23 protein-coding genes and 1 tRNA gene are annotated in these 21989 nt (G+C 62.8%); 7 read left to right on the forward strand and 17 right to left on the reverse strand.

The window, feature by feature from the left end:
* Positions 1-9: 9 nt before the first annotated feature.
* Together AC0L3N_RS09530 and AC0L3N_RS09535 are read right to left on the reverse strand one after the other, a co-directional pair.
* Positions 10-447 carry a DUF1489 family protein gene (locus AC0L3N_RS09530; RefSeq protein ID WP_123145832.1) on the reverse strand — a complete coding sequence of 146 codons (438 nt, stop codon included), beginning with the start codon at positions 445-447 and terminating at the stop codon, positions 10-12.
* Between the two features lie 96 nt (positions 448-543).
* Positions 544-1947: an L-serine ammonia-lyase gene (locus AC0L3N_RS09535; RefSeq protein ID WP_095493060.1), complete on the reverse strand. Its 1404-nt coding sequence runs from the start codon at positions 1945-1947 to the stop codon at positions 544-546.
* 161 nt (positions 1948-2108) lie between these two features.
* On the opposite strand from AC0L3N_RS09535, the gene AC0L3N_RS09540 reads away from it, so the two are divergent.
* Complete coding sequence (locus tag AC0L3N_RS09540) at positions 2109-2864, forward strand: DUF599 domain-containing protein (protein ID WP_123145830.1); 756 nt, start codon at positions 2109-2111, stop codon at positions 2862-2864.
* Here the strand turns inward: AC0L3N_RS09540 and AC0L3N_RS09545 are convergent.
* The 5 genes from AC0L3N_RS09545 to AC0L3N_RS09565 form a co-directional block, all read right to left on the reverse strand.
* A complete protein-coding gene (locus AC0L3N_RS09545; protein ID WP_473547314.1) occupies positions 2801-3610 on the reverse strand; it encodes a YdcF family protein in 810 nt (269 codons plus the stop codon). The genes AC0L3N_RS09540 and AC0L3N_RS09545 overlap by 64 nt on opposite strands.
* Positions 3611-3637: 27 nt before the next feature.
* Positions 3638-5203, reverse strand: coding sequence for an amidase family protein (locus AC0L3N_RS09550; RefSeq protein WP_123145828.1), 1566 nt, complete (start codon positions 5201-5203; stop codon positions 3638-3640).
* Positions 5203-5661: a GNAT family N-acetyltransferase gene (locus AC0L3N_RS09555; RefSeq protein ID WP_473547316.1), complete on the reverse strand. Its 459-nt coding sequence runs from the start codon at positions 5659-5661 to the stop codon at positions 5203-5205. Before AC0L3N_RS09555 ends, AC0L3N_RS09550 begins: the two co-directional genes overlap by 1 nt.
* Positions 5662-5668: 7 nt before the next feature.
* Positions 5669-5956, reverse strand: coding sequence for an Asp-tRNA(Asn)/Glu-tRNA(Gln) amidotransferase subunit GatC (gene gatC, locus AC0L3N_RS09560; RefSeq protein ID WP_473547318.1), 288 nt, complete (start codon positions 5954-5956; stop codon positions 5669-5671).
* 145 nt (positions 5957-6101) lie between these two features.
* Positions 6102-6809 carry a metal-dependent hydrolase gene (locus AC0L3N_RS09565; RefSeq protein ID WP_473547320.1) on the reverse strand — a complete coding sequence of 236 codons (708 nt, stop codon included), beginning with the start codon at positions 6807-6809 and terminating at the stop codon, positions 6102-6104.
* Between the two features lie 100 nt (positions 6810-6909).
* Here AC0L3N_RS09565 and ruvX point away from each other — a divergent pair, with 100 nt between their 5' ends.
* Positions 6910-7395, forward strand: coding sequence for a Holliday junction resolvase RuvX (ruvX, locus tag AC0L3N_RS09570; protein WP_123145825.1), 486 nt, complete (start codon positions 6910-6912; stop codon positions 7393-7395).
* Here the strand turns inward: ruvX and AC0L3N_RS09575 are convergent.
* From AC0L3N_RS09575 to AC0L3N_RS09585, 3 genes are all read right to left on the reverse strand, one after another.
* Complete coding sequence (locus AC0L3N_RS09575) at positions 7362-7673, reverse strand: DUF6105 family protein (RefSeq protein WP_123145824.1); 312 nt, start codon at positions 7671-7673, stop codon at positions 7362-7364. The genes ruvX and AC0L3N_RS09575 overlap by 34 nt on opposite strands.
* Positions 7673-8251, reverse strand: coding sequence for a hypothetical protein (locus AC0L3N_RS09580; RefSeq protein ID WP_473547322.1), 579 nt, complete (start codon positions 8249-8251; stop codon positions 7673-7675). The genes AC0L3N_RS09575 and AC0L3N_RS09580 overlap by 1 nt, the downstream gene beginning before the upstream one ends.
* A 128-nt stretch (positions 8252-8379) precedes the next feature.
* The gene (locus tag AC0L3N_RS09585; RefSeq protein ID WP_123145823.1) at positions 8380-10008 is read right to left on the reverse strand and encodes a DNA alkylation response protein; all 1629 of its coding nucleotides are present in this window, start codon (positions 10006-10008) and stop codon (positions 8380-8382) included.
* Between the two features lie 164 nt (positions 10009-10172).
* Between AC0L3N_RS09585 and AC0L3N_RS09590 the strand changes: the two genes are divergently transcribed.
* The 4 genes from AC0L3N_RS09590 to dprA all read left to right on the forward strand — a co-directional run bounded on the left by AC0L3N_RS09590 (position 10173) and on the right by dprA (position 14266).
* The gene (locus AC0L3N_RS09590; RefSeq protein WP_473547324.1) at positions 10173-11153 is read left to right on the forward strand and encodes an aspartate carbamoyltransferase catalytic subunit; all 981 of its coding nucleotides are present in this window, start codon (positions 10173-10175) and stop codon (positions 11151-11153) included.
* Positions 11150-12436: a dihydroorotase gene (locus AC0L3N_RS09595; RefSeq protein ID WP_473547326.1), complete on the forward strand. Its 1287-nt coding sequence runs from the start codon at positions 11150-11152 to the stop codon at positions 12434-12436. The genes AC0L3N_RS09590 and AC0L3N_RS09595 overlap by 4 nt, the downstream gene beginning before the upstream one ends.
* Positions 12437-12557: 121 nt before the next feature.
* Complete coding sequence (gene plsY, locus AC0L3N_RS09600) at positions 12558-13145, forward strand: glycerol-3-phosphate 1-O-acyltransferase PlsY (RefSeq protein WP_473547328.1); 588 nt, start codon at positions 12558-12560, stop codon at positions 13143-13145.
* Positions 13142-14266: a DNA-processing protein DprA gene (gene dprA, locus AC0L3N_RS09605; RefSeq protein WP_473547330.1), complete on the forward strand. Its 1125-nt coding sequence runs from the start codon at positions 13142-13144 to the stop codon at positions 14264-14266. Before plsY ends, dprA begins: the two co-directional genes overlap by 4 nt.
* A 243-nt stretch (positions 14267-14509) precedes the next feature.
* Here the strand turns inward: dprA and AC0L3N_RS09610 are convergent.
* Positions 14510-14585 (reverse strand) — tRNA-Lys (locus tag AC0L3N_RS09610).
* Positions 14586-14848: 263 nt separating this feature from the next.
* Between AC0L3N_RS09610 and AC0L3N_RS09615 the strand changes: the two genes are divergently transcribed.
* Positions 14849-15325, forward strand: coding sequence for a BA14K family protein (locus AC0L3N_RS09615; protein WP_473547332.1), 477 nt, complete (start codon positions 14849-14851; stop codon positions 15323-15325).
* Between the two features lie 78 nt (positions 15326-15403).
* On the opposite strand, the gene glpK is transcribed toward AC0L3N_RS09615, so the two are convergent.
* The 6 genes from glpK to AC0L3N_RS09645 all read right to left on the reverse strand — a co-directional run bounded on the left by glpK (position 15404) and on the right by AC0L3N_RS09645 (position 21979).
* A complete protein-coding gene (glpK, locus tag AC0L3N_RS09620) occupies positions 15404-16897 on the reverse strand; it encodes a glycerol kinase GlpK (protein WP_473547334.1) in 1494 nt (497 codons plus the stop codon).
* Between the two features lie 84 nt (positions 16898-16981).
* Positions 16982-18724 carry an ABC transporter substrate-binding protein gene (locus tag AC0L3N_RS09625; RefSeq protein ID WP_473547336.1) on the reverse strand — a complete coding sequence of 581 codons (1743 nt, stop codon included), beginning with the start codon at positions 18722-18724 and terminating at the stop codon, positions 16982-16984.
* 72 nt (positions 18725-18796) lie between these two features.
* Positions 18797-19078, reverse strand: a complete 282-nt coding sequence (locus tag AC0L3N_RS09630) for a DUF2160 domain-containing protein (RefSeq protein ID WP_473547338.1) — start codon at positions 19076-19078, stop codon at positions 18797-18799.
* A gap of 27 nt (positions 19079-19105) precedes the next feature.
* On the reverse strand, positions 19106-19924 hold the full coding sequence (locus tag AC0L3N_RS09635) for a carbohydrate ABC transporter permease (protein ID WP_065007668.1): 819 nt from the start codon (positions 19922-19924) through the stop codon (positions 19106-19108).
* Positions 19925-20036: 112 nt separating this feature from the next.
* Positions 20037-20903, reverse strand: coding sequence for a carbohydrate ABC transporter permease (locus AC0L3N_RS09640; protein WP_065007669.1), 867 nt, complete (start codon positions 20901-20903; stop codon positions 20037-20039).
* A 5-nt stretch (positions 20904-20908) separates the two neighbouring features.
* Positions 20909-21979 (reverse strand): ABC transporter ATP-binding protein, encoded by a 1071-nt coding sequence (locus AC0L3N_RS09645; protein ID WP_473547340.1) that lies wholly within the window; start codon positions 21977-21979, stop codon positions 20909-20911.
* Positions 21980-21989: the final 10 nt, after the last annotated feature.

Consider the following 21989-nt stretch of genomic DNA (forward strand, 5'->3'; position numbering starts at 1 on the left):
GGCGCCTTCCTAGAGAAGGCCGAGATCGGCAAGCTCGCGCCTGAGTTTCGGCGGCATCTCGACCAATCCCGCTTTACCCTTGCCGAGATCGGCAGGTGCGTCCGTCGGTTTCAGGTAGCGCCAGCCTTGAAAGGCGCGGCGCGGCTGCCATTCGGTGCGCACGACCGCGGGATCGAGCATCAGATGACAGCGGCCGATGCCCTCGTCATCGGTGAAAGGACGGATTTCCGTGATCAACTGCCGGCATTGCACATTGCCCTTGATCACCCAGTAGAGGGAACCGCCATCGGTGACCTCGGCGCCGCGCGTCGGCATCATGCGTGTGGTGTGGTAGTGCTCGACCGGTTCACCGGCGCGCCGCCGTTCGTCGAGGCGGAAGGCGATCCACTCTTCGAGATCCTCGACGCTGTCGCAGCCGACACAGAGCTTTATGAGATTGAGAGACATGGATTAAGGTTTAGTTCGGCGTGCGAAGGCGTCAACGGTCGGGTCGACTTTCTCCACAGTGCCAGTGTTCGCAGTGTTCGCAGTGCCAGGTTTGGCTCAGCATTCCACGATATTGACGGCCAGTCCGCCGAGGCTGGTTTCCTTGTATTTCTCGTTCATGTCGAGCCCGGTCTGGCGCATTGTCTCGATTGCGGCATCGAGCGGCACGAAATGAACGCCGTCGCCCTTGATGGCCAGCGAAGCAGCGGTCACCGCCTTGACCGCGCCGAGCGCGTTGCGCTCGATGCAAGGCACCTGCACCAGCCCACCGACCGGATCGCAGGTCATGCCGAGATGATGTTCAAGCGCGATCTCGGCGGCGTTCTCGACCTGCTCGGGCGTGCCGCCCATGACGGCGCACAGCCCAGCTGCCGCCATCGCCGAGGCCGAACCGACCTCGCCCTGGCAGCCGACCTCGGCGCCTGAGATCGAAGCGTTGGTCTTGATGATGCCGCCGATCGCCGCCGCGGTCAGCAGGAAATCGCGGATGCTTGGCTGGTCGGCCTCGGGATGGAAATGCAGCCAGTAGCGCAGCACCGCGGGCAGCGTGCCTGCAGCACCATTGGTCGGCGCGGTGACGACGCGCCCGCCGGCGGCGTTCTCCTCGTTCACCGCCATGGCATAGATCGACAGCCAGTCGTTGGCGAGCAGCGGATTGGGCCGGTTCTGCTGCCACTGCTCCTGCAGCTTGTCATGCAATCGCCGCGCGCGTCGGCGCACCTTCAACCCACCCGGCATGATGCCGTCCTGCGACAGGCCACGCTCGATGCAGCTCTTCATGGCGCTCCAGATGCCGTCGAGGCCGGCGTCGAGTTCCTCGCGCGGCATCTGCGTCTCTTCGTTGACGCGCTTCATGTCGGCGATGGAAAGACCGCTTTTTGCCGCCATCGACAGCATCTCGACGGCGTTCTTGAAGGGGTATGGAACCTTCTTGCCTTCCGTCGTCACCGAGCCCTTCACCTTCATCCGCTGCAGTTCTTCCTCGGAAACCACGAAGCCGCCGCCGATCGAATAATAGATGCGCTTGAGCAGCAGGCGATCGTCGGCATCATAGGCGGAGAAGGCCATGCCGTTGGCGTGGCCGGAAAGCGGCGTCTTGCGATCCAGCACCAGATCCGTTGCCGGGTCGAAGCGATAGGAGGGATGGCCGGGCGGCGAAATCCGCTTGTCGGCGGCAATACGGTCGACGATGCTGTCCGCCTGATCGGGGTCCACCGTCTGCGGCATCTGGCCGGCAAGGCCGAGCACGACGGCACGGTCGGAACCATGGCCGATGCCGGTATAGGCAAGCGAGCCGTGCAGGCTGGCAGCGACGCGGTCGACCTTGGCGCCGGCCGGGCGTGGCCAGTCATCTCCCGCGACCTCGTCGAGAAAACGCCGCGCAGCCGTCATCGGCCCCATCGTGTGCGAACTCGATGGTCCAATGCCGATCTTGAACAGGTCGAAAACCGAAAGGAACACTCGCCGCTCTCTCCTATTAGAATTTACATATAGGAATTCCTGTGATGTTTCCGCTCTTTCGAAGATCGCGGCGCTGCACCTGCCGACCTTGTTTGCTCCGGCAGCGACATCGTTGCGTTCCGCCATCGAAGCGGCGCCACCGCTTGTGGTAAAAGGGTCGCATGGGCGATTCCTTTCATTTGTCGACGGCCGACCTCGTGGCGCTGGCCTTCTTCCTTTTCGTATGGGTGCTGCATACGCTCGCCTCCGACGGAAAGCTGGTCAGCCGCATGTCGCTGACGACGGCAATGAACGTCCAGCGCGAAGCCTGGATGCGGACCATGGCCGAACGCGAGATCCGCATCGTCGACACCGCCATTATGGCAGGTCTTCAACAGGGAACCGCCTTCTTCGCCTCCAGTTCGCTGATTGCGATCGGCGGCTGTTTTGCCCTGCTCGGCGCCTCCGATCAGGTTGTTTCGATGCTGAGCGATCTGCCGCTCGGCGCGACATCATCCCGCTCCGCCTTTCAGATGAAGGTGTTCGGATTGGTGCTGATCCTTGCCTATTCCTTTTTCAAGTTCGGCTGGGCCTACCGGCTGTTCAACTATTGCTCGATCCTGATCGGTGCGGTGCCGATCCCGCACGGCGAGGCTTCACGCAACCCGGTCAGCGAAACCGCGGTATGGCGGGCGGCGCGCATGAACATGCTGGCCGGAAAACATTTCAATTCCGGCATGCGCGGCGTCTTCTTCTCGATCGGCTACCTCGGCTGGTTCGTCGACCCAACGGTGTTCGTACTGTCGACGCTGCTGTTGCTGGCGGTTCTGGTGCGTCGCCAGTTCTTCTCGGCGGCGCGGCTAGCCGTGATCGGTCAGCCGCCCGAACCAACACCCGGTCCGGGGAAAAGCCGATCGATTCGGCCCGACAGCCAGTAGGCGACGAGCCCGATCCATTCGCGGACCGCCGTGCTGGCGGTTTGCAGCGAACCGAAGGGATCGTCGCGGAACAGGCCGATGCCTTCCTTGCCGGAGGTGCGATAATCGACCGGCCAAGGAACGGTGGCAAAGCCGGCCTTGTCGAACAGCGCCTTGGCGCGCGGCATGTGGAAGGCCGAGGTTACCAGCAGCCAGATCTCGCCCGGTTTCAGGGTGACAAGTTCCCGGGTGAAGACGGCGTTCTCGTAGGTGTTTCGGGATTTTTTCTCGAGGATCAGCCGATCGGCCGTCACGCCAAACGCGGCGAACAGACGCGGCGCCGTCTCTGCATCGCCCTCGCCTTCGCCGATCATTGCGATGGTGCCGCCTGAGATGACGACTTTCGGCGTCGGAAAATGCCGTGCCAGCACGGCCGCCGCGAGCATCCGATCGCCGCTTGCACTCAGTTCATAGCCGCCACGCGCGAAATTGATGGCGCCCTCCATGCCGCCGCCGAGCACGACGATGCCATCGACCTTTTCCGGCAGCGGCGGGCGCGGGAACCGCTCTTCGAGCGGGTTGAGCATCAGCGCGCCGAGCGAGGTCCAGGTCGAGAGGGCGAGGATGAGAAAGGCCAGCCAGCTGCCGGTGGCAAACAGCTTTTTACGCCCGACCAAGGCAGCAAGCAACGCAACCAGCAGCAGGATGATCGCCAGATTCAACGGCTGGACGAGGAGCCAAAATACCTTGGAAAGATAGTAGAACATCCCTCACCCTTCAGATGGGAGACGACACTACCACCACTTTTCCGGCTGGAACGTACCCGCCGCCTGTTCGATGACATGGGCGGTCTGGAACAAAGTTTCCTCGTCGAAGGGCCGGCCGATGAGCTGCAGGCCGAGCGGCAGGCCCTTGGCGTCTAGCCCTGCGGGCACGGCGATGCCCGGCAGTCCAGCCATGTTCACCGTCACCGTGAAGATGTCATTGAGGTACATCTTGACCGGGTCGGCGGCCATGTCCTCGTCGGCAATGCCGAAGGCCGCCGACGGCGTTGCCGGTGTCAGGATGACATCGACGCCCGCCGCGAATGCATTCTCGAAATCCCGCTTGATGAGATTCCGCACCTTCTGCGCCTGCAGATAGTAGGCATCGTAGTAGCCGGCAGAGAGGACATAGGTGCCGATCATGATGCGGCGCTTGACCTCGCGGCCGAACCCGGCGGCTCGGGTCTTTTCATACATGTCGACGATGTCCTTGCCCGGCACGCGCAGCCCGTAGCGGACGCCGTCATAGCGGGCGAGGTTTGATGAGGCTTCGGCGGGCGCAACGATGTAATAGGCGGGTAGCGCATATTTGGTATGCGGAAGCGAAATGTCGACGATCTCAGCACCGGCATCTTTCAGCCAGGCAATGCCTTTCTGCCACAGCGCCTCAATCCCCTCAGGCATGCCGTCGACGCGGTATTCCCTGGGGATCCCGACCTTCATGCCCTTGATCGGCTTGCCGATCGCCGCCTCGTAATCCGGCACCGGCCGGTCGACCGAGGTGGTGTCCTTCGGATCGACCGAGGCCATGGATTTCAAGAGAATCGCGGCGTCACGCACATCGCGGGCGATCGGTCCGGCCTGGTCGAGCGACGAAGCAAAGGCGACAATACCCCAACGCGAGCAGCGGCCGTAGGTCGGCTTGATGCCGACCGTGCCGGTGAAGGCGGCGGGTTGGCGGATCGACCCGCCGGTGTCGGTGGCGGTGGCGCCGGCACACAGGAGCGCCGAAACGGCGGAGGCCGAGCCACCCGACGAGCCGCCCGGCACAAGCTGGGCATTGTCGAGCGTACGCGCAGTCCGGGTGCCGCCGGCCGAGACAAAACCGCCATCGCCCTGATGCGTGGTCGGCATCACCACCGTGTCGAGGCGCGAACGCCGCCACGGATTGACGACAGGGCCGTAGTAGGAGGTCTCGTTGGAGGAGCCCATGGCGAACTCGTCCATGTTGAGCTTGCCGAGCATGACGGCGCCGTCGGCCCACAAATTGGCGGTGACGGTTGATTCGAAGTGCGGCTTGAACCCGTCCAGCACATGGCTGCAGGCCTGGGTGTGAATGCCTTCGGTGCCGAACAGGTCCTTTATCCCGAGCGGAATGCCTTCGAGCGACCCGCCCTCGCCCTTCGCCAGCTTCGCGTCCGAGGCCTTGGCCATGTCGCGCGCCTTATCATCGGTAACGACGACATAGGCGTTGAGCGCCGGATTGGCCCGCTCGATCGCCTGGAGATAGGCTTCGGTGATCTCGGTTGCGGTGATTTCCTTGGTGCGCAGCATGGCGCGGGCCTGCGAAATCGTCAGGTGGGTCAGGTCGCTCATCAGGCAAGGCTCTTTTCGTAAAACACCGACCACTCGGTATCAGGGTAGTCCAGCACCGGGCCGCAGCGCGAAAATCCGGCGCGTTCATAGACGGTCCACGCAGCCGGATGGCGGTCGCCGGTTTCCAGCACCAAACGCTTCAGCCCTTCATTGCGCGCCAGCGCTTCGATCCGCTCGACGATCCTGGCGCCAATCTTCCGTCCACGATGCGAAGGCCGCGTGTACATGCGCTTGACCTCGCCGACGGCGCCATCGTGGCGCTTCAGCGCGCCGCAGCCGATGGCAAGGCCGTTGTCGCGAGCGATGAAGACGGTTGTGTCATTGTCGGCCATCTGTTCGACGGACATGTGGTAGCAGTGCTCCGGCGGCGTCAGTTCCAGCAGCGTGTCGTTGAGTTCCTTAACCAGCCCGCGCACTTCGTCCTGCAGCGGCTTCTCGATGGCGATCTCGATTGCCATCGGCCCGCTACTCCACGACCTTCGGAACGAGGAAGAAATTCTCTTCGGTGGCCGGTGCGTTGGCGACGATGTCGGCCGCCTTGTTGCCGTCGGTGACGACGTCCGCGCGCTTCTTCATCTCCATCGGGATAACTGAAGTCATCGGCTCGACGCCGGAAACGTCGACCTCGTTCAATTGCTCGACAAAGCCCAGAATGGCGTTCAACTCGCCGGTCATGCGCTCGGCATCCTCCTCGCTCACCGCAATACGGGCGAGATGCGCGACGCGCTTCACAGTCTTGACATCAACGGACATATTTGTTTGTGCCTCGGGAAAACCAGTCCGCGCTATAGCGGCGCGGCGCGTGCCGCGCAACATGCATCGTGCCGAGAACCGGCCCAGAAGGTCCAAGGCAGGGCCACGCCGTCGCAGAGGAAACAGCTGCCGGCTTTGGCATCCTCTACAAGGTGATCGTCCCGCCGATCTCCGGCAACGCCACCTTCACGCCGGATCCCTCCAACCCCGCGACGAACTTGTCGGCGGTCTGGTCGATGATCGGGAACGTGCCGAAGTGACTGGGGATGACGGTCTCGAACTGAAAGAAGCGCCGGCAGGCAAGGGCTGCCACTGCGCCACCCATGGTGAAGCGGTCGCCGACCGGCACAATGCCGATCTTCGGCTCATGTAATTCGTTGATCAGCGCCATGTCGGAAAAGATGTCGGTGTCGCCCATGTGATAGAGTGTCTTGTCCTCCGGAAAATGCAGCAGGAGACCGCCTGGATTGCCGAGATAAGTGTTCTGGCCATTGTCACCTGGGAATGACGATGAATGCAGGGCCTGGACGAAGGTGGTGGTGAAACCGCCGCAATCGACGGTGCCGCCGATATTGCCGGGATTGATCTTCTTGTCGCTGGCGCCCTTGCCGACCAGGTACATGCAGACCTCGAAATTGGCGACCAGCATGGCGCCGCTTTTCCCAAGAACTTCCAGCGCACCGCTGATGTGATCGCTATGGCCATGGGTCAAAAGGACATGCGTCACCCCTTCCGCCGGCTCTTCCCAGCCGCCCTTCCATGACGGATTGCCGATCAGATAGGGATCGATGAGGATTTTCGCGTCGGTGGTTTCGATGCGAAATGCGGAATGTCCGTACCAGGTCAGTTTCATGAATGCCTTCCTCGATTTTTGCTTTGCCAAAGGATAGAACGCCGGCAGTGAAATTAAAGTCCCGCAGCGTCCTTTGCGGGCAGCAGTCGAAGGAAAGCCGTTGAGCATCATCACCATCGAAGAGCTGCCGGCACGGCTCAGCGGCGGCAAGACGCTGGCCGGGCTCGACCTCGGCGACAAGACCATTGGCGTCGCGGTTTCCGACCGGGGCTTTGCCTTCGCCCACCCGCGTCCCGTCATCATGCGCAGGAAATTCTCGCTGGATGCAGCTGTGCTGCTCGGCTTGCTGCAGAAAGAGAACGTCGGGGCCGTGGTGCTCGGTCTGCCGGTCAACATGGACGGGTCGGAAGGCCCGCGCGCCCAGAAATCCCGCGCCTTCGCCCGCAACATGGCTGCTGTGACCGACCTGCCCTTCGTTTTGTGGGACGAGCGACTGTCGACGGTGGCGGCTGAGCGGACGTTGATCGAGATGGATTTTTCGCGCCGCAAACGCGCCGGCAAGATCGATTCCGCCGCGGCGGCCTTTATTCTGCAGGGCGTTCTCGACCGGCTTCAGGCGCTCGGCGTCGGTGCCTGGTCGAAATAGCGGTCGAGCATTATCCTGATCCAGCCACCGATCACCCGGCGGCGGCGGAACGCCCAAAACGCCATGAGCAGCAGACTGTCGAGGATGCAGGCCTTTGCCACCATGCCGGGAATGAGCGCCGGATCGATGCCAAGCATTTCCCCATAGAGCTGGAAGACGAGGTCATGCAATTGGCGGCTCAGCATGACGTAGCCGAAATTGATATCGTTGAGCGACAGGAAGAACCAGCCCCAGAACAGGGCGAGCGGGGCCGCCCATAGCGCGAACAAGGTGCGCATCAGCGGCGATCCCTCAAGTTTGTGTCCGGCCCGAAGCTTGCGTCCGGCCGGCCGGAAATGCGCGAGAGCGCCGAGTTGTGCGCCGCCGCCTTCGCCATCACATGCGCGGCGGCACGGACTTCACCGGTGCCCGGAACCGTTGCGGCAAGGGCCGACCGCCGCTCTGCGAGCATGGCGACATAGGAAGCCAGCAGTGCCGCCAGTTGCACCGCGATAGCCATGAATAGCCCGTTGATGCCTTGCGCGGCGCCGCCGACGACAATCAGCGACAGTACGCCGGAGGCGGAGATGAAGGCGACCCGCACGACGCTGTCGGTGGCGTCCGGATTTGTCGGGTCGCTAAACAGAGTCTCGACAAAGGCCCAGCAAAACAGCACCGCTACAACAAGCAGCGCTACGGCAAGCGGTGCCACGACGACGGCGTTTTCGAGGTCGACGAAGCGGATATTCTGGACGACGACGCCGAGCACGCCAAGCGCTGCCGCAACACCGCGATTCCCGTCGATGCAGATGAACGCGAGCAGGGCGAAAACGACCGCCCAGTGCAAGGCCAGAAAGGAGCTTAATATATGCCGCATGGCGATCCTGCTTCCGTAAACAGGACAGTGGGCTTTGCGGCCCGCCATCGCAATGGAAACCATTTGTTAAGGTTAACGGTCATCCACAGCGGCGCGACAGACGACGAGAAACCCTCCCAAGTCTCCTCTCAGGTGACCGGCGGATAAAGCGTATCGATGATCATACGCGCGTCATGGCGTGAATCGAGCATGCCATAAGTATTGCGCCACTGGCCGGCGAGGCGCGTCTCGACGAAGGCGTCGGCGATCCGCCCTGCCCCCAGCCTGCGAAGCTCCGCCGCTGCCGCCGACAGCGCCAGTTGCTCGGTGAGCAGGCGGGCCGAGCCCTCGTCGGTTGCCGCGACCTGCATTGCCGCCTTGAGCACACCGACGGTGCCGCGTCCGCCGGCGCCGAGATCGCGATCGATGCCGACCAGCACCTCCTCGAACAGGCCGGGTGCACGCCCCAGCACGCGCAGCACGTCGAGCGCCATGACATTGCCGGATCCCTCCCAGATCGCGTTGACCGGAGCTTCGCGATAGTAGCGGGCGAGCGGCGCCTCCTCGACATAGCCATTGCCGCCGAGGCATTCCATCGCCTCGTAGAGCAGCGGTGGTGCGATCTTGCAGACCCAGTATTTGACGACCGGCGTCATGGCGCGCGCGAAGGCCGCCTCGCCGCGGTCGCTGGCCGCCTCGTCGAAGGAGCGCGCCAGCCGGAACGACAGCGCGGTGGCCGCAGCGACGTCGAGCGCCATGTCGGCCAGCACGCGCTGCATCAGCGGCTGCTCGATCAGATTGGTTCCAAACACCTGGCGGTGACGGGTGTGGTGGACGGCCTCGGCCAGCCCGGCACGCATGATCGCCGACGAGGCGATCGCGCAGTCGAGCCGGGTCAGCGTCACCATGTCCATGATCGTCTTGACGCCCGCCCCTGGCTCGCCGACCATCTCGCCGATGGCGTTGACGAACTCCACCTCGGACGACGCGTTGGAGCGGTTGCCGAGCTTGTCCTTCAGCCGCTGGAAGCGGAAGCCGTTACCCGACCCATCGCCGAGAATGCGGGGAACGAGAAAGCACGAAAGCCCTTCCGGCGCCTGTCCAAGCACCAGGAACGCATCCGACATCGGGGCCGACATGAACCATTTGTGGCCGGTCAGCCGATAGAAGCTGCTGCCGGCGCGCTCGGCCCTGGTGACGTTGGCGCGGACGTCGGTGCCGCCCTGCTTCTCGGTCATGCCCATGCCCAGCGTCAGCCCGGCCTTTTCGACCGGCGGCTTCTGGCCCTGGTCGTATTTGCGTGTCGTCACACGCGGCGCCCATTCGCGAAAAAGCTTCGGGCTTGCCATCAGCGCTGCCAGCGATGCGCTGGTCATGGTGATGGGGCAGAGATGCCCGGTTTCGAGCTCGGCCGTCAGGTAGAAACGGGCGGCGCGCACCTGATGACGGCGGCCGATCTCGGCATCGCCATTTTCCCAGACCGACGAATGCAGCCCGTTCGCCACCGACCGGCGCATCAACGCGTGATAGGCTGGATGGAACTCGACCAGATCGATGCGCCGGCCCTGCCGGTCATGGGTCCTGAGCTTCGGCGTCTCGACATTGGCAAGGCGGGCCAGCTCCTGCGCCTCGTGCGTCAGCACGAAACGGCCGAGCCCGTCGAGATCCTTGCGCACCGGATCGGAAAAACGCTCGGCAAGCTGGATCAGCAACGGATCGCCCCGCCAGGCGTTGCCGCCTGCCAGCGGCGGCGGCTGGTTCGTCACGTCGTCGGTCACGCATTGTCCTTATCATCATCATCACAAGGCCACGAATCCGAAGCCATCGGCGGTTTATAGCCCAAGCCGCGCAACGCGCGCGACGAAAATACCGGGGAGAAAGGCCGCAATCCAAAGCTGGTGCTTGCAGCCAAAGGTCCTCCACCCTATAGCAGCGCCTTGAGATGACCGACGCTTCGTCCCTGCCACTCTATCCCCACCGCCATCTTCTGGGCATCCGCGATCTTTCCCCCGCCGACATCGAGCTTTTGCTGGACAGGGCGGACCGGGCGGTCGCGATCTCGCGGCAGTCGGAGAAGAAGACCTCGACGCTGCGCGGCCGCACCCAGATCAACCTCTTCTACGAAGCCTCGACCCGCACGCAGTCGTCGTTCGAGCTGGCCGGAAAACGGCTCGGTGCCGACGTCATGAACATGTCGGTGGCCAGTTCTTCGGTGAAGAAGGGCGAGACGCTGATCGACACGGCGATGACGCTGAACGCCATGCGGCCGGACATATTGATCATCCGCCACCAGTCGGCGGGTGCCGCCGCACTGCTGGCGCAAAAGGTCGGCTGCTCGGTGATCAATGCCGGTGACGGCGCCCATGAGCACCCGACGCAGGCGCTGCTCGACGCGCTGACCATCCGCCGCGCCAGGGGCCCGCTGTCGAAGCTGATCGTGGCGGTCTGCGGCGACATCCTGCATTCGCGCGTGGCGCGTTCCAACATCATGCTTCTCAATGCGCTCGGCGCCCAGGTCCGCGTCGTGGCGCCGTCGACGCTTCTGCCCGCCGGCGTCGAGAAAATGGGCGTGATCGTCACCCGTTCGATGGCCGAAGGGCTCAAGGACGCGGATGTGGTGATGATGCTGCGGCTGCAGCGCGAGCGCATGGAAGGCGCTTTCGTGCCTTCGGTGCGCGAATATTTCCACTATTTCGGCCTCGATGCCGAGAAGCTGAAGGCGGCCAAGGACGGCGCTCTGGTCATGCATCCCGGCCCGATGAACCGCGGCGTCGAGATCGCCTCGGAAATCGCCGACGGTCCGCAGAGCGTCATCCAGGAACAGGTGGAGATGGGTGTTGCCGTGCGCATGGCGGTGATGGAAGCCCTGCTCGACCCCCGCCGCAATCGTGAGGACCGCAACCTCGAGGGCCGCGGCGCATGAACACAACGGTCTTCAGCCGGGCGCACATCGTCGATCCGTCGCGCGGCATCGACGAGGTCGGCACGGTCATTGTCGAGGGCCGCAAGATCGTCGCTGCCGGCAAGGCGGCATTGAACCAGGGCGCTCCGCAAGATGCCGTCGTCATCGACTGCGCCGGCAAGGCTGTTATCCCCGGTCTGATCGATGCGCGCGTCTTCATCGGCGAACCGGGCGGTGAGCACCGCGAAACCATCGCTTCGGCCAGCGTGGCGGCGGCCGCCGGCGGCGTCACTTCCATCGTCATGATGCCCGACACCGACCCGGTGATCGACAATGTCGCGCTCGTCGAATTCGTGCGGCGCACCGCCAAGGACACGGCCATCGTCAACATCTTTCCGGCGGCTGCGATCACCAAGGGCCTCGAAGGCCGCGAGATGACCGAATTCGGGCTGCTGCGCGAGGCCGGCGCGGTCGCCTTCACCGACGGGCGGCACACCATATCAAGCGCACTGGTAATGCGCCGCGCGCTGACCTATGCGCGCGATTTCGGCGGCGTGATCGCTCATGAAACCCAAGACCCCGACCTCGCCTCGTCAGGCGTCATGAATGAAGGCCTCTATGCCAGCTGGCTCGGCCTTGCCGGCATTCCGCGCGAGGCCGAGTCCATTCCGCTGGAGCGTGACCTTGCGCTGGCGCGGCTGACCGGCGGCACCTATCACGCGGCCAAGATCTCGACGGCCATGGCGGCAAACGCGGTAACGCGGGCGAAAGCCGACAGCGCGAATGTCACAGCAGGCGTCTCGATCCACAATCTGTCGCTCAATGAGAACGATGTCGGCGAATACCGCACCTTCTTCCGGCTGACACCCCCGCTGCGCGCCGAGGAAGACCGGATGGCGATGATCGAGGCGGTCAAGGACGGCACGATCGACCTCATCGTATCCTCGCACGACCCGCAGGACGTCGACACCAAGCGCCTGCCCTTCGCCGACGCCGCGGCCGGTGCCATCGGACTGGAAACGCTGCTGGGTGCGGCGCTGCGGCTCTATCACAATGACGACGTGACGCTGCTTAGATTGGTTGAGACATTGTCCACCGCGCCGGCAAGACTGTTCGGCCTGCCCGGCGGCACGCTGAAGCCGGGTGCGGTCGCCGATCTTGCGTTGGTCGATCTCGACGAGCCATGGATCGTCAGCGAAAGCGGCATCCGTTCGCGCTCGAAAAACACCTGTTTCGAAGGCGCGCGGCTGCAGGGCAAGGTCTTGCAAACGATGGTGGCGGGCCGCACAGTGTTTTCAGCCTAATGCATGTCGCGCAAAAGTGTGCAGCGGATTTGCGATAACGACATGCATAAAACAGCAACCTAAAGCGCGTCGCATGAGGCCGGTCAACCGCGACGCGCTTTAGGGCATATCTGGGGGAACAATGGCTTACGGCATCGTCTTGGCGCTGGTGTTCGGTTATCTGCTCGGCTCGATCCCGTTCGGGCTCCTGATCACCCGCGCCGCCGGTCTTGGCGACGTCCGCAATATCGGCTCCGGCAATATCGGCGCCACCAATGTATTGCGCACCGGCAACAAGGGCCTGGCCGCCGCCACGCTGCTGCTCGACGCGCTGAAAGGCTCGGCGGCTGTGCTGATCGCTGGTCGCTTTGCACCGGAACTCGGGCCTTGGGCCGGCCTCGGCGCTTTTTTCGGCCATCTCTTTCCGGTCTGGCTCGGCTTCAAAGGCGGCAAGGGTGTCGCCACCTATCTCGGCGTGCTGACCGCCCTTGCCTGGCAGGTGGCGCTGATCTTCGCCGTCGTCTGGCTGGCCGCTGCTTTCCTGTTCCGCTATTCCTCGCTGGCGGCGCTGACGGCTGCAGTCGTCGTGCCGATTGCACTCTATGTCCTTAGCACGCCTGAGATTGCCGGGCTGTTCGTGCTGATGAGCCTGATCGTCTTCATAAAACACCGGGCCAACATTGCGCGGCTGCTGGCCGGCACCGAGAGCAAGATCGGGGCCAAGGAGTGAGCCAGCGCGCCGCCGGGCCGCGACTCAGCGACCGGCAGCGGTTGAGCTGGCTTCGTTTGATCCGCACGCCGAATGTCGGCCCGGCCACCTTTCGCGATCTGATCAACCGCTTCGGTTCGGCCGAGACGGCGCTCGAGATGCTGCCCGAGCTGATGATTTCGGGCGGCGCTAGAAAGAGCGTCCGCATCCCGTCGATTGCCGAGGCAGAGGCGGAACTGGAGAGGGCCTGGCAGGCCGGCGCCCGCTTCGTCGGCATCGGCGAGGCCGAATATCCGTCATTGATGAAAAGCATGGACCATCCGCCGCCGCTGCTCGCGGTCAAGGGCGAAGGTGCGGTGTTCCGGCTGCCGGCGGTTGCCATCGTCGGCGCCCGCAACGCCTCGTTGGCCGGCATCAAGATGGCGCGAACGCTCGCCGCCGAACTCGGCCGCGACGGCTATGGCATCGTCTCCGGCCTGGCGCGCGGCATCGACACGGCGGCACATCAGGGCAGCCTTGCGACTGGCACGATCGGTGTGCTGGCCGGCGGCCTCGATTTGCCCTACCCGCCCGAGAATGCCGGGCTGTGCAACGAGATTGCCGAGCGCGGCGGCGCCATCATTTCGGAAATGCCATTCGGCTGGCAGCCGCGCGCCCAGGATTTTCCGCGCCGCAACCGCCTTGTCGCCGGTGCAGCATTGGGGCTGGTCGTGGTCGAGGCCGCGCAACGCTCCGGCTCGCTGATCAGCGCCAGGCTTGCCGGCGAGATGGGCCGACTGGTCTTCGCCGTCCCCGGCTCGCCACTCGATCCGCGCGCCGCCGGCGCCAACGCCTTGCTCAAGGACGGCGCCACCCTGGTCACCGAGGCATCGGATATTGCCAATGCGATCGCCCCCTTAGTCGGAGTGCAGACACGAGAGGCGCCGCCGCTCGAAAAGCCGCCCGACTTTTCCGCAACGCCGCCACCCGGCGAACACGACCGCGCCCGCGTCATCGAAGCCCTCGGCCCAACGCCGGTGGCGGTCGACGAAATCATCCGCCACACCGGCCTGCATCCCGCCCAGGTTTTCATGGTGCTGTTGGAACTCGACCTCGCCGGCCGGCTGGAGCGCCACGCCGGCGGGAATGTCTCGCTGGTATGATCGAAGTCTTCCGGATGTCTCAGCACACGATTCTTGGGAGAACCTGCCCCGATGCTATGAGGCGCTTACCAATACAATGGTGGGCGACGGGGCGGGCGGCTAGGAGAATGCTGCTGTGCTATCGCTTGCGGTCGGCAGCCATCTGACGCCGGAACAGGTGCGCCGTGAGCGTTTCGCAGTGTCATAGGTTCTGGCTATGCTCCACCGGATCAGCCTAAATAATTGACTTTTCATATGAAACAATGGTGAGCGCGCAGGGATTCGAACCCTGGACCTACTGATTAAAAGTCAGTTGCTCTACCGGCTGAGCTACGCGCTCCCGCGGGCTCAGAATGCCGCCCTCGAAATTGCGCGGAACATAGGGAGAGTGTCTCGACCGGTCAACCGGAAAAAGTGGGCACGTAAGCTGGACTTTTCGCGGTCTCGTGACGCCTCGCAGACCGCTTCGGCAAGGCCGGAGTGGCTGTCTCGCAGAAAGCCGAGACGCATTACGAATCAGCAGCTTTGCTGTTTTCGCGGAACAATTGCGCAACCCTACCCGTTTTTGTCGCTACAAGGGACGACGCTTTCAAGGAGAAGATCATGAACAGGATCATGTCGGGCTTGCTGGCGACCGCGCTGTCAGCGTCATTCGTTGTAGCGGAGATCGTGCCCGTCAACGCCCAGCCCATATACGTGCCGCCAGGTCAGAGCGTCTCGTCGGATGTCCAGACTGTCTACCACGGGCGGTGGAGGCGTAATTTCAACGGCGATTTCTCCCGTCGCGACCTCTACCGTCGCGATTTCGCCCGTGACGACGGCAGGTATTGGCGCGGCTATCGCGGTTATCGCTACTATCGTCCCAGCTATCGCCGTTACGGCGACTACTGGTTCCCGCTGGCTGCCTTCGCCACTGGGGCGCTGATCACCGGCGCGATCGTCAACAACCAGTACCGCCGCGTCTATCGAGGCGATGCCCACGTGCAGTGGTGCTACAACCGCTACAGATCTTACCGGGCCTATGACAACACGTACCAGCCTTACTACGGCCCTCGCCGGCAGTGCATCTCGCCCTTTTGATACGCCGGGCAGAGTTGAATAACGATTGTTGAAGAGCCTGCGCCGGCACCGGCGCAGGCTTTTTTTGGTGCGCGAAATTTACAGCGTGCTCAGCGTCCTGCGCACAGCATGGCGCCACCCCGCCAGCTTTGCGGAACGGACCGATCCATCCATGTCAGGTCGAAACCTCCGCTCGAGCGCCCAACTCCTGGCGAATTCCCTCGTCTTCGGCCAGACGCCCGCCTTTGAGCCGGCCAGCCATGCCGCGCCGAGTGCCGTCGTCTCCAAAATGGTTGGACGGTCGACCGGCGCATCGAGGATGTCGGCAAGCCGCTGCATCGTCCAGTCCGACGCCACCATGCCGCCATCGACCCTGAGAACGGTCTTCGCTGAAGCACCCTTCCAGTCCTTGCGCATGGCATCGAGCAGGTCGCGGGTCTGGAAAGCCACGGATTCCAATGCGGCGCGGGCAAATTCGGCCGGGCCCGAATTGCGGGTCAACCCGAAGATGGCGCCGCGTGCGTCGGCGTCCCAGTGCGGCGCGCCAAGCCCGACGAAAGCCGGCACCAGATAGACTTCTTGAGTCGGATCGGCGCTCGCCGCCAGCACACCGCTCTGCTCGGCCTTGCCGATCACCTTGATGCCGTCGCGCAGCCACTGTACGGCAGCACCCGCGATGAAGATCGACCCTTCCAGCGCATAAGTGGTCTTGCCGTTCAGCCTGTAGGCAATGGTCGTCAGCAACCGGTTCTTCGAGCGCACCAGATCACTGCCGGTGTTGAGCAACGCGAAGCAGCCGGTGCCGTAGGTGGATTTCATCATGCCCGGCTCGAAACAGGCCTGGCCGATGGCCGCCGCGTGCTGATCACCGGCCACGCCGAGAATCTTTATTTCTGCGCCGAACAGGCTTTTCTCTGTGATTCCATAATCGTCGGCGCAATCCTTCACCTGCGGCAGCATTCTTCCCGGTATGCCAAGAATGGCCAGAAGCTCGTTGTCCCATTCATTATCTTCGATGTTGTAGACGAGTGTGCGCGAGGCGTTGGTGGCGTCTGTGGCGTGAACCTTGCCGCCGGTCAGCCGCCAGATCAAAAAGCTGTCGATTGTGCCGGCCAGCAATTCGCCCTTTTCGGCGCGCTTCCTAGCGCCTTTCACCTTGTCCAGCATCCAGGCAATCTTGGTGCCGGAGAAATAGGGATCGAGCAGCAGGCCGGTCTTTCTGGTGAACTTCTTCTCCAGCCCCTGCTTCTTCAATTTCTGGCACAGCGGCGCGGTGCGGCGGTCCTGCCAGACAATCGCGTTGTGGATCGGCTTGCCGGTCGTCCTGTCCCAGATGACGACGGTCTCGCGCTGATTGGTGATGCCGATCGCCGCGATGTCGGCGGCCTTTCGCCCAGCAGCAGCCAAGGCTGCCTCGCAGGTCGAAACGACCGTGTCCCAGATTTCCTCTGGATCGTGCTCGACCCAGCCGGAGGCCGGATAGTGCTGGGCAAACTCCTTTTGTCCGCTGCCCACGAGTTTCATGGACCCGTCGAACACGATGGCGCGGCTGGACGTGGTGCCCTGGTCGATCGACAAGATGTATCCGGTCATGCTGTCTACCCCTCAGTTACAACGAAGGGAGACGGCTCGCGCCGCCTCCCTGTGGTCTCTTTCCGCTTTGGCGGTTCGGCAAGCCTACTGGGTGGTCCAGCGCTTTATCAGTTCCTCATAGACGATGGTCTCGCCTTTCGGCTTCTCGTTCTCGAGTTTGGCCTTAGGACCGTTCGGCTTGCCCAACCATTCGGCCGGATCTTTCGGCTCGTTCAGTCGCGGACCACAGCCGCCATAGACCTTAGCGGACTCGTCGGCGGCCTGCATGCGGGCCATCGTGATGTCCATTTCCTCAGCGAGGCGGTCCATCGCCTGCTGCGGCGTGAACGCCCCGGAGTTCACGTCGCCGATCTGCTGCCACCAGATCTGGGCGAGCTTCGGGTAGTCGGGCACGTTGATGCCGGTCGGCGACCAGGCGACCCGGTCTGGAGAGCGGTAGAACTCCACCCAGCCGCCGAGTTTGGGCGCACGGTCGGTAAACGACTGATGCCGAATGTCGGAATCGCGGATCAGAGTGAGCCCGACATGGGACTTCTTCAAAGACACGGTCTTCGACACGACGAACTGCGCATAAAGCCAGGCGGCCTTGGCACGATCGGCCGGGGTCGATTTCAGGATCGTCCAAGAGCCCACGTCCTGATAGCCGATCTTCTGCCCTTCCTTCCAGTACGGGCCGTGCGGCGACGGGGCCATGCGCCACAACAAATTGCCCTGATCATCGACCGTGTTGTTGCCTTCCGACTTGGGCTTCACCATGTCGGCAAGGAAAGCCGTGTACCAGAAGATCTGCTGGGCCACGTTGCCTTGGCTCAGCGCGGGCAGCGACTGGTAGAAATCGTAGCTCGCTGCTCCGGGAGGCGCAAAGTTGCGCAGCCACTCGTCCCACTTGGCGATGGCATAGACCGACGCCGGACCATTCGCCTCGCCACCGCGCGAAACGCTCGCGCCGACCGGATTGCAGGTGCCCGCCTCCATGCGAATGCCCCATTCGTCGATCGGGATGCCATTCGGCTCGCCGGGGCTGCCGGTGCCGGCCATGGACAGCCACGCGTCAGTCATGCGCCAACCGAGATCGGGTGCGCGCTTGCCGTAGTCCATGTGTCCGAAGACCTGCACGCCGTCGATTTCCTTCACGTCCTTGGAGAAGAATTCGGCGATATCCTCGTAGGCGGACCAGTTCACTGGGACGCCCAGATCGTAGCCATACTTGGCCTTGAACTTTTCCTTGAGTTCCGGCTTGTCGAACCAGTCCTTGCGGAACCAGTAGAGGTTGGCGAACTGCTGGTCCGGGAGCTGGTAGAGCTTGCCGTCCGGGCCGGTCGTGAACTTGATGCCAATGAAGTCTTCGAGATCGAGAGTCGGAAGGGTGACATCCTTGCCTTCGCCGGCCATGAAATCAGTGAGATTCACGGCAAGCTGCAGCCGCGAATGGGTGCCGATCAGGTCGCTGTCGTTGACATAAGCGTCATAGAGGTTGCGGTTGGTCTGCATCTGGGTCTGCACGGCCTGGACGACTTCGCCCTCGCCGAGGATCTGGTGGTTGACCTTGATGCCGGTGATCGCCTCGAACGCCTTGGTGAGCACGGTCGATTCATAGGTGTGTGTCGGGATACCTTCCGACAGCACGTTGACTTCCATGCCGGCGAAGGGTTTCGCAGCATCGACAAACCATTGCATTTCGGCTTCCTGAGCCGAGCGATCGAGGGTCGAAAGGCCATTGATTTCCGTGTCAAGGAATGTCTTGGCTTCGTCCATGCCTGCGTAGGCCCGACTGGCCCCGAGCAGCAGGACTAGTGCCGTTGTCGATGTTAGTAGGTGACGTCGCATGAGGTTCCTCCCATTTCGGTTTCAAGTGCGATCGGAGCGGTCGTTGTGCGGCCGCTCCAACAGTTTCTCCCCCTAGACGAATCGAAAAACGCCGATGGCGTAGACGATCGAGAGGGCGAGTGCCCACCACAGGTTGGGTCCGACAAGACCCAGCCAAGCGAGATGGATGTAGGCGCTGCCTAGCAGCGAAATGAACAGTCGGTCGCCACGCGTAGTATCGAGGCCGAGAATGCCATGGCGCGGCGCTCCGCCAGGACTGGCCAACTCCCACGCGGTCATCCCGACCAGAAGAAGCAGGATCACGCCGAAGAACGTGGCGGTCTGCCAAGTCCAGGCCATCCATGACAGATCCATCGTCTTTACTCCTTCCCTGCGCCGCCGCTAGACGCGGCCGAGCGCAAACCCCTTGGCGATATAGTTCCGGACGAACCAGATGACGATCGCGCCCGGAACGATGGTGAGCACGCCGGCGGCCGCGAGCAATCCGAGTTCGTAGCCCGATGTGCTCGCCGTCCGGGTCATCACGGCGGCGATCGGCTTCGCGGCGACAGACGTCAGCGTCTTGGCGAGCAACAGCTCGACCCAAGAGAACATGAAGCAGAAGAACGCCGTGACACCGATGCCGGAAGCGATCAGCGGCATGAATATCTTCACGAAGAACCGCGGCCAGGAATAGCCGTCTATGAAGGCCGTCTCGTCGATCTCTTTCGGCACGCCGGACATGAAGCCTTCGAGAATCCACACTGCGAGCGGTATGTTGAACAGGCAGTGCGCCAGCGCAACGGCCCATGGCGTGTCGAAGAGATTGATGGCCGAGTAGAGCTGGTAAAACGGCAGCGCGAAAACCGCCGGCGGCGCCATGCGGTTGGTCAGCAGCCAGAAGAACAGGTGCTTGTCCCCAAGGAAGCGGTAGCGCGAGAAGGCATAGGCAGCGGGCAGCGCCACGCTGACCGAAATCGCAGTGTTGATAAATACATAGCTGATGGAGCTGATGTAGCCATTGTACCAAACGGGGTTGGTGAGGATCTCGACATAGCTCGCCACCGTGAAACTGCGTGGCCACAATGAGAAGCCGCCGAGGATTTCGTTCGTAGTCTTGAACGACATGTTGAGCAGCCAGTAGATCGGCAGCATCAGGAAGATGATGTAGACCGTCGGCACGAGCCAAAGGAAGCGCGCCTCCCGGCCGCGTCCGCTCATTACGCTCGCCGACCGGAGACCCGCCGCATTCGACGCCGGTGGCGGCGTTGTCTGCTCTCGCATCAAAACGTCGCCCCTTTTGTCCCCAAGGCCTTCCTTCACCGATGTCATCTCAGCCCTCCGCTTCGGATTGGGTCATCAGGGTGTAGAAGAGCCACGACACTAGCAGCGTCATCAGGAAGTAGATGATGCTCATGGCCGCCGCGATTCCGAGGTTGAATTCGCCGAGCGCTGCCTTGACAAGATCGATCGACAGGAAGGTCGTGGCATTGCCCGGTCCCCCGCCGGTCAGTACGAACGGTTCAGTGTAGACCATGAAGGAATCCATGAACCGCAGCAGCATAGCAATGGTCAGCACGCGCTTCATCTTGGGCAGTTGGATAAAGCGGAACACCGACCAACGTGATGCACCGTCAATCTTTGCAGCCTGATAGTAGGCGTCGGGTATCGAGACGAGGCCTGCATAGGCAAGCAGCACCACCAGCGAGGTCCAATGCCATACGTCCATCAGGACGACGGTGAACCACGCCGACAGCGGCTGGCTGGTAAAATTGTAGCTGATGCCCATCGCGTTGATAACATAGCCGAGCAGCCCGATGTCCGGCAGCGCAAAGATGTTCCACATAGCGCCGACGACGTTCCATGGGATCAGCAACGGCAGCGACATCAACACCAGGCAGACCGCGACCCATGGGCCGGAACGCGGCATGGCAAGCGCCACCGCCACGCCTAGCGGCACCTCGATCAGCAGGATTAACCCGGTGAAGGCGAACTGGCGCAGGAGCGATGCGTGGAAGCGCGGCGAATTAAGGACTTCCTGGAACCACTTAACGCCTTCAAAGAAGAACAGGTTGTTTCCGAACGTCTCCTGAACTGAATAGTTGACCACCGTCATCAGCGGGATGATTGCGTTGAACGCCACCAGCACCAGCACCGGCAGCACCATGAACCAAGCCTTGTTGTTCCAGGTCTTATCCATGGAGTTCAGCCTCCCATCTCGACGCGCCAGGAATCGGCATAGATATTGATGCCGGCCGGGTCGAAAGCGATCTTCGGATCGGCGGGAATGTCCTCGTCCTCACCGACGATCGCCGCGATGTCGCGGCCTTCGAAACTGGCGCGCACCACCTTGTGGCGGCCGATATCCTCGACCTTGCGGATTGAAACCGGCATGCCGCTGGCGCCAAGCCTGACATATTCGGGGCGGATGCCGAGTTCGATCGCGCCTGTGATTCCGGCCTTGGGCGCGCCCGGCAATTCGATCGTCTGGCTGCCGAGCCGCGCGTTCCTGCCTTCGACCGCGACCGGCATGACGTTCATGCCCGGTGAGCCGATGAAATAGCCGACGAATGTATGCTTGGGACGCTCGAAGAGCTCTGCGGGAGAGCCGATCTGCACGATCTCGCCCTCATACATGACGACGACGTTTTCGGCGAAGGTGAGCGCCTCGGTCTGGTCATGCGTGACATAGACCATGGTGAAGCCGAAGCGCCTGTGCAGCTGTTTCAGTTGCGAGCGCAGCACCCACTTCATATGCGGATCGATGACGGTCAGCGGCTCGTCGAACAGGATCGCGTTGACATCGGAGCGCACCAGCCCGCGCCCGAGCGAGATCTTCTGCTTCTGATCGGCGGTCAGCCCCCGCGCCTTTCTTTTGGCCATATCGGCCAAGCCCGTCATTTCCAAAGTTTCGCGCACCTTGCGGTCGACGTCAGGTTCCGGGACGCCGCGGTTGCGCAGCGGAAACGCCAAATTGTCGTAGACGGTCATGGTGTCGTAGATGACCGGGAACTGGAACACCTGCGCGATATTGCGCTCCTGCGTCGACAGATTGGTCACGTCCTTGCCGTCGAACAGAAGCTCGCCATGCGACGGGTACAACAGGCCGGAAATAATGTTGAGCAGCGTGGTCTTGCCGCAGCCCGACGGCCCGAGCAGCGCATAGGCGCCGCCGTCCTCGAAGGCGTGATGCACCTCCTTCAGCGCATAGTCCTTGTCCGACTTCGGATGCGGCCCGTAGGCGTGGCGGATATGGTTGCAGTCGATGCGCGCCATGTGCCCTCCT

The sequence above is a fragment of the Mesorhizobium sp. WSM4807 genome, from assembly GCF_055811615.1.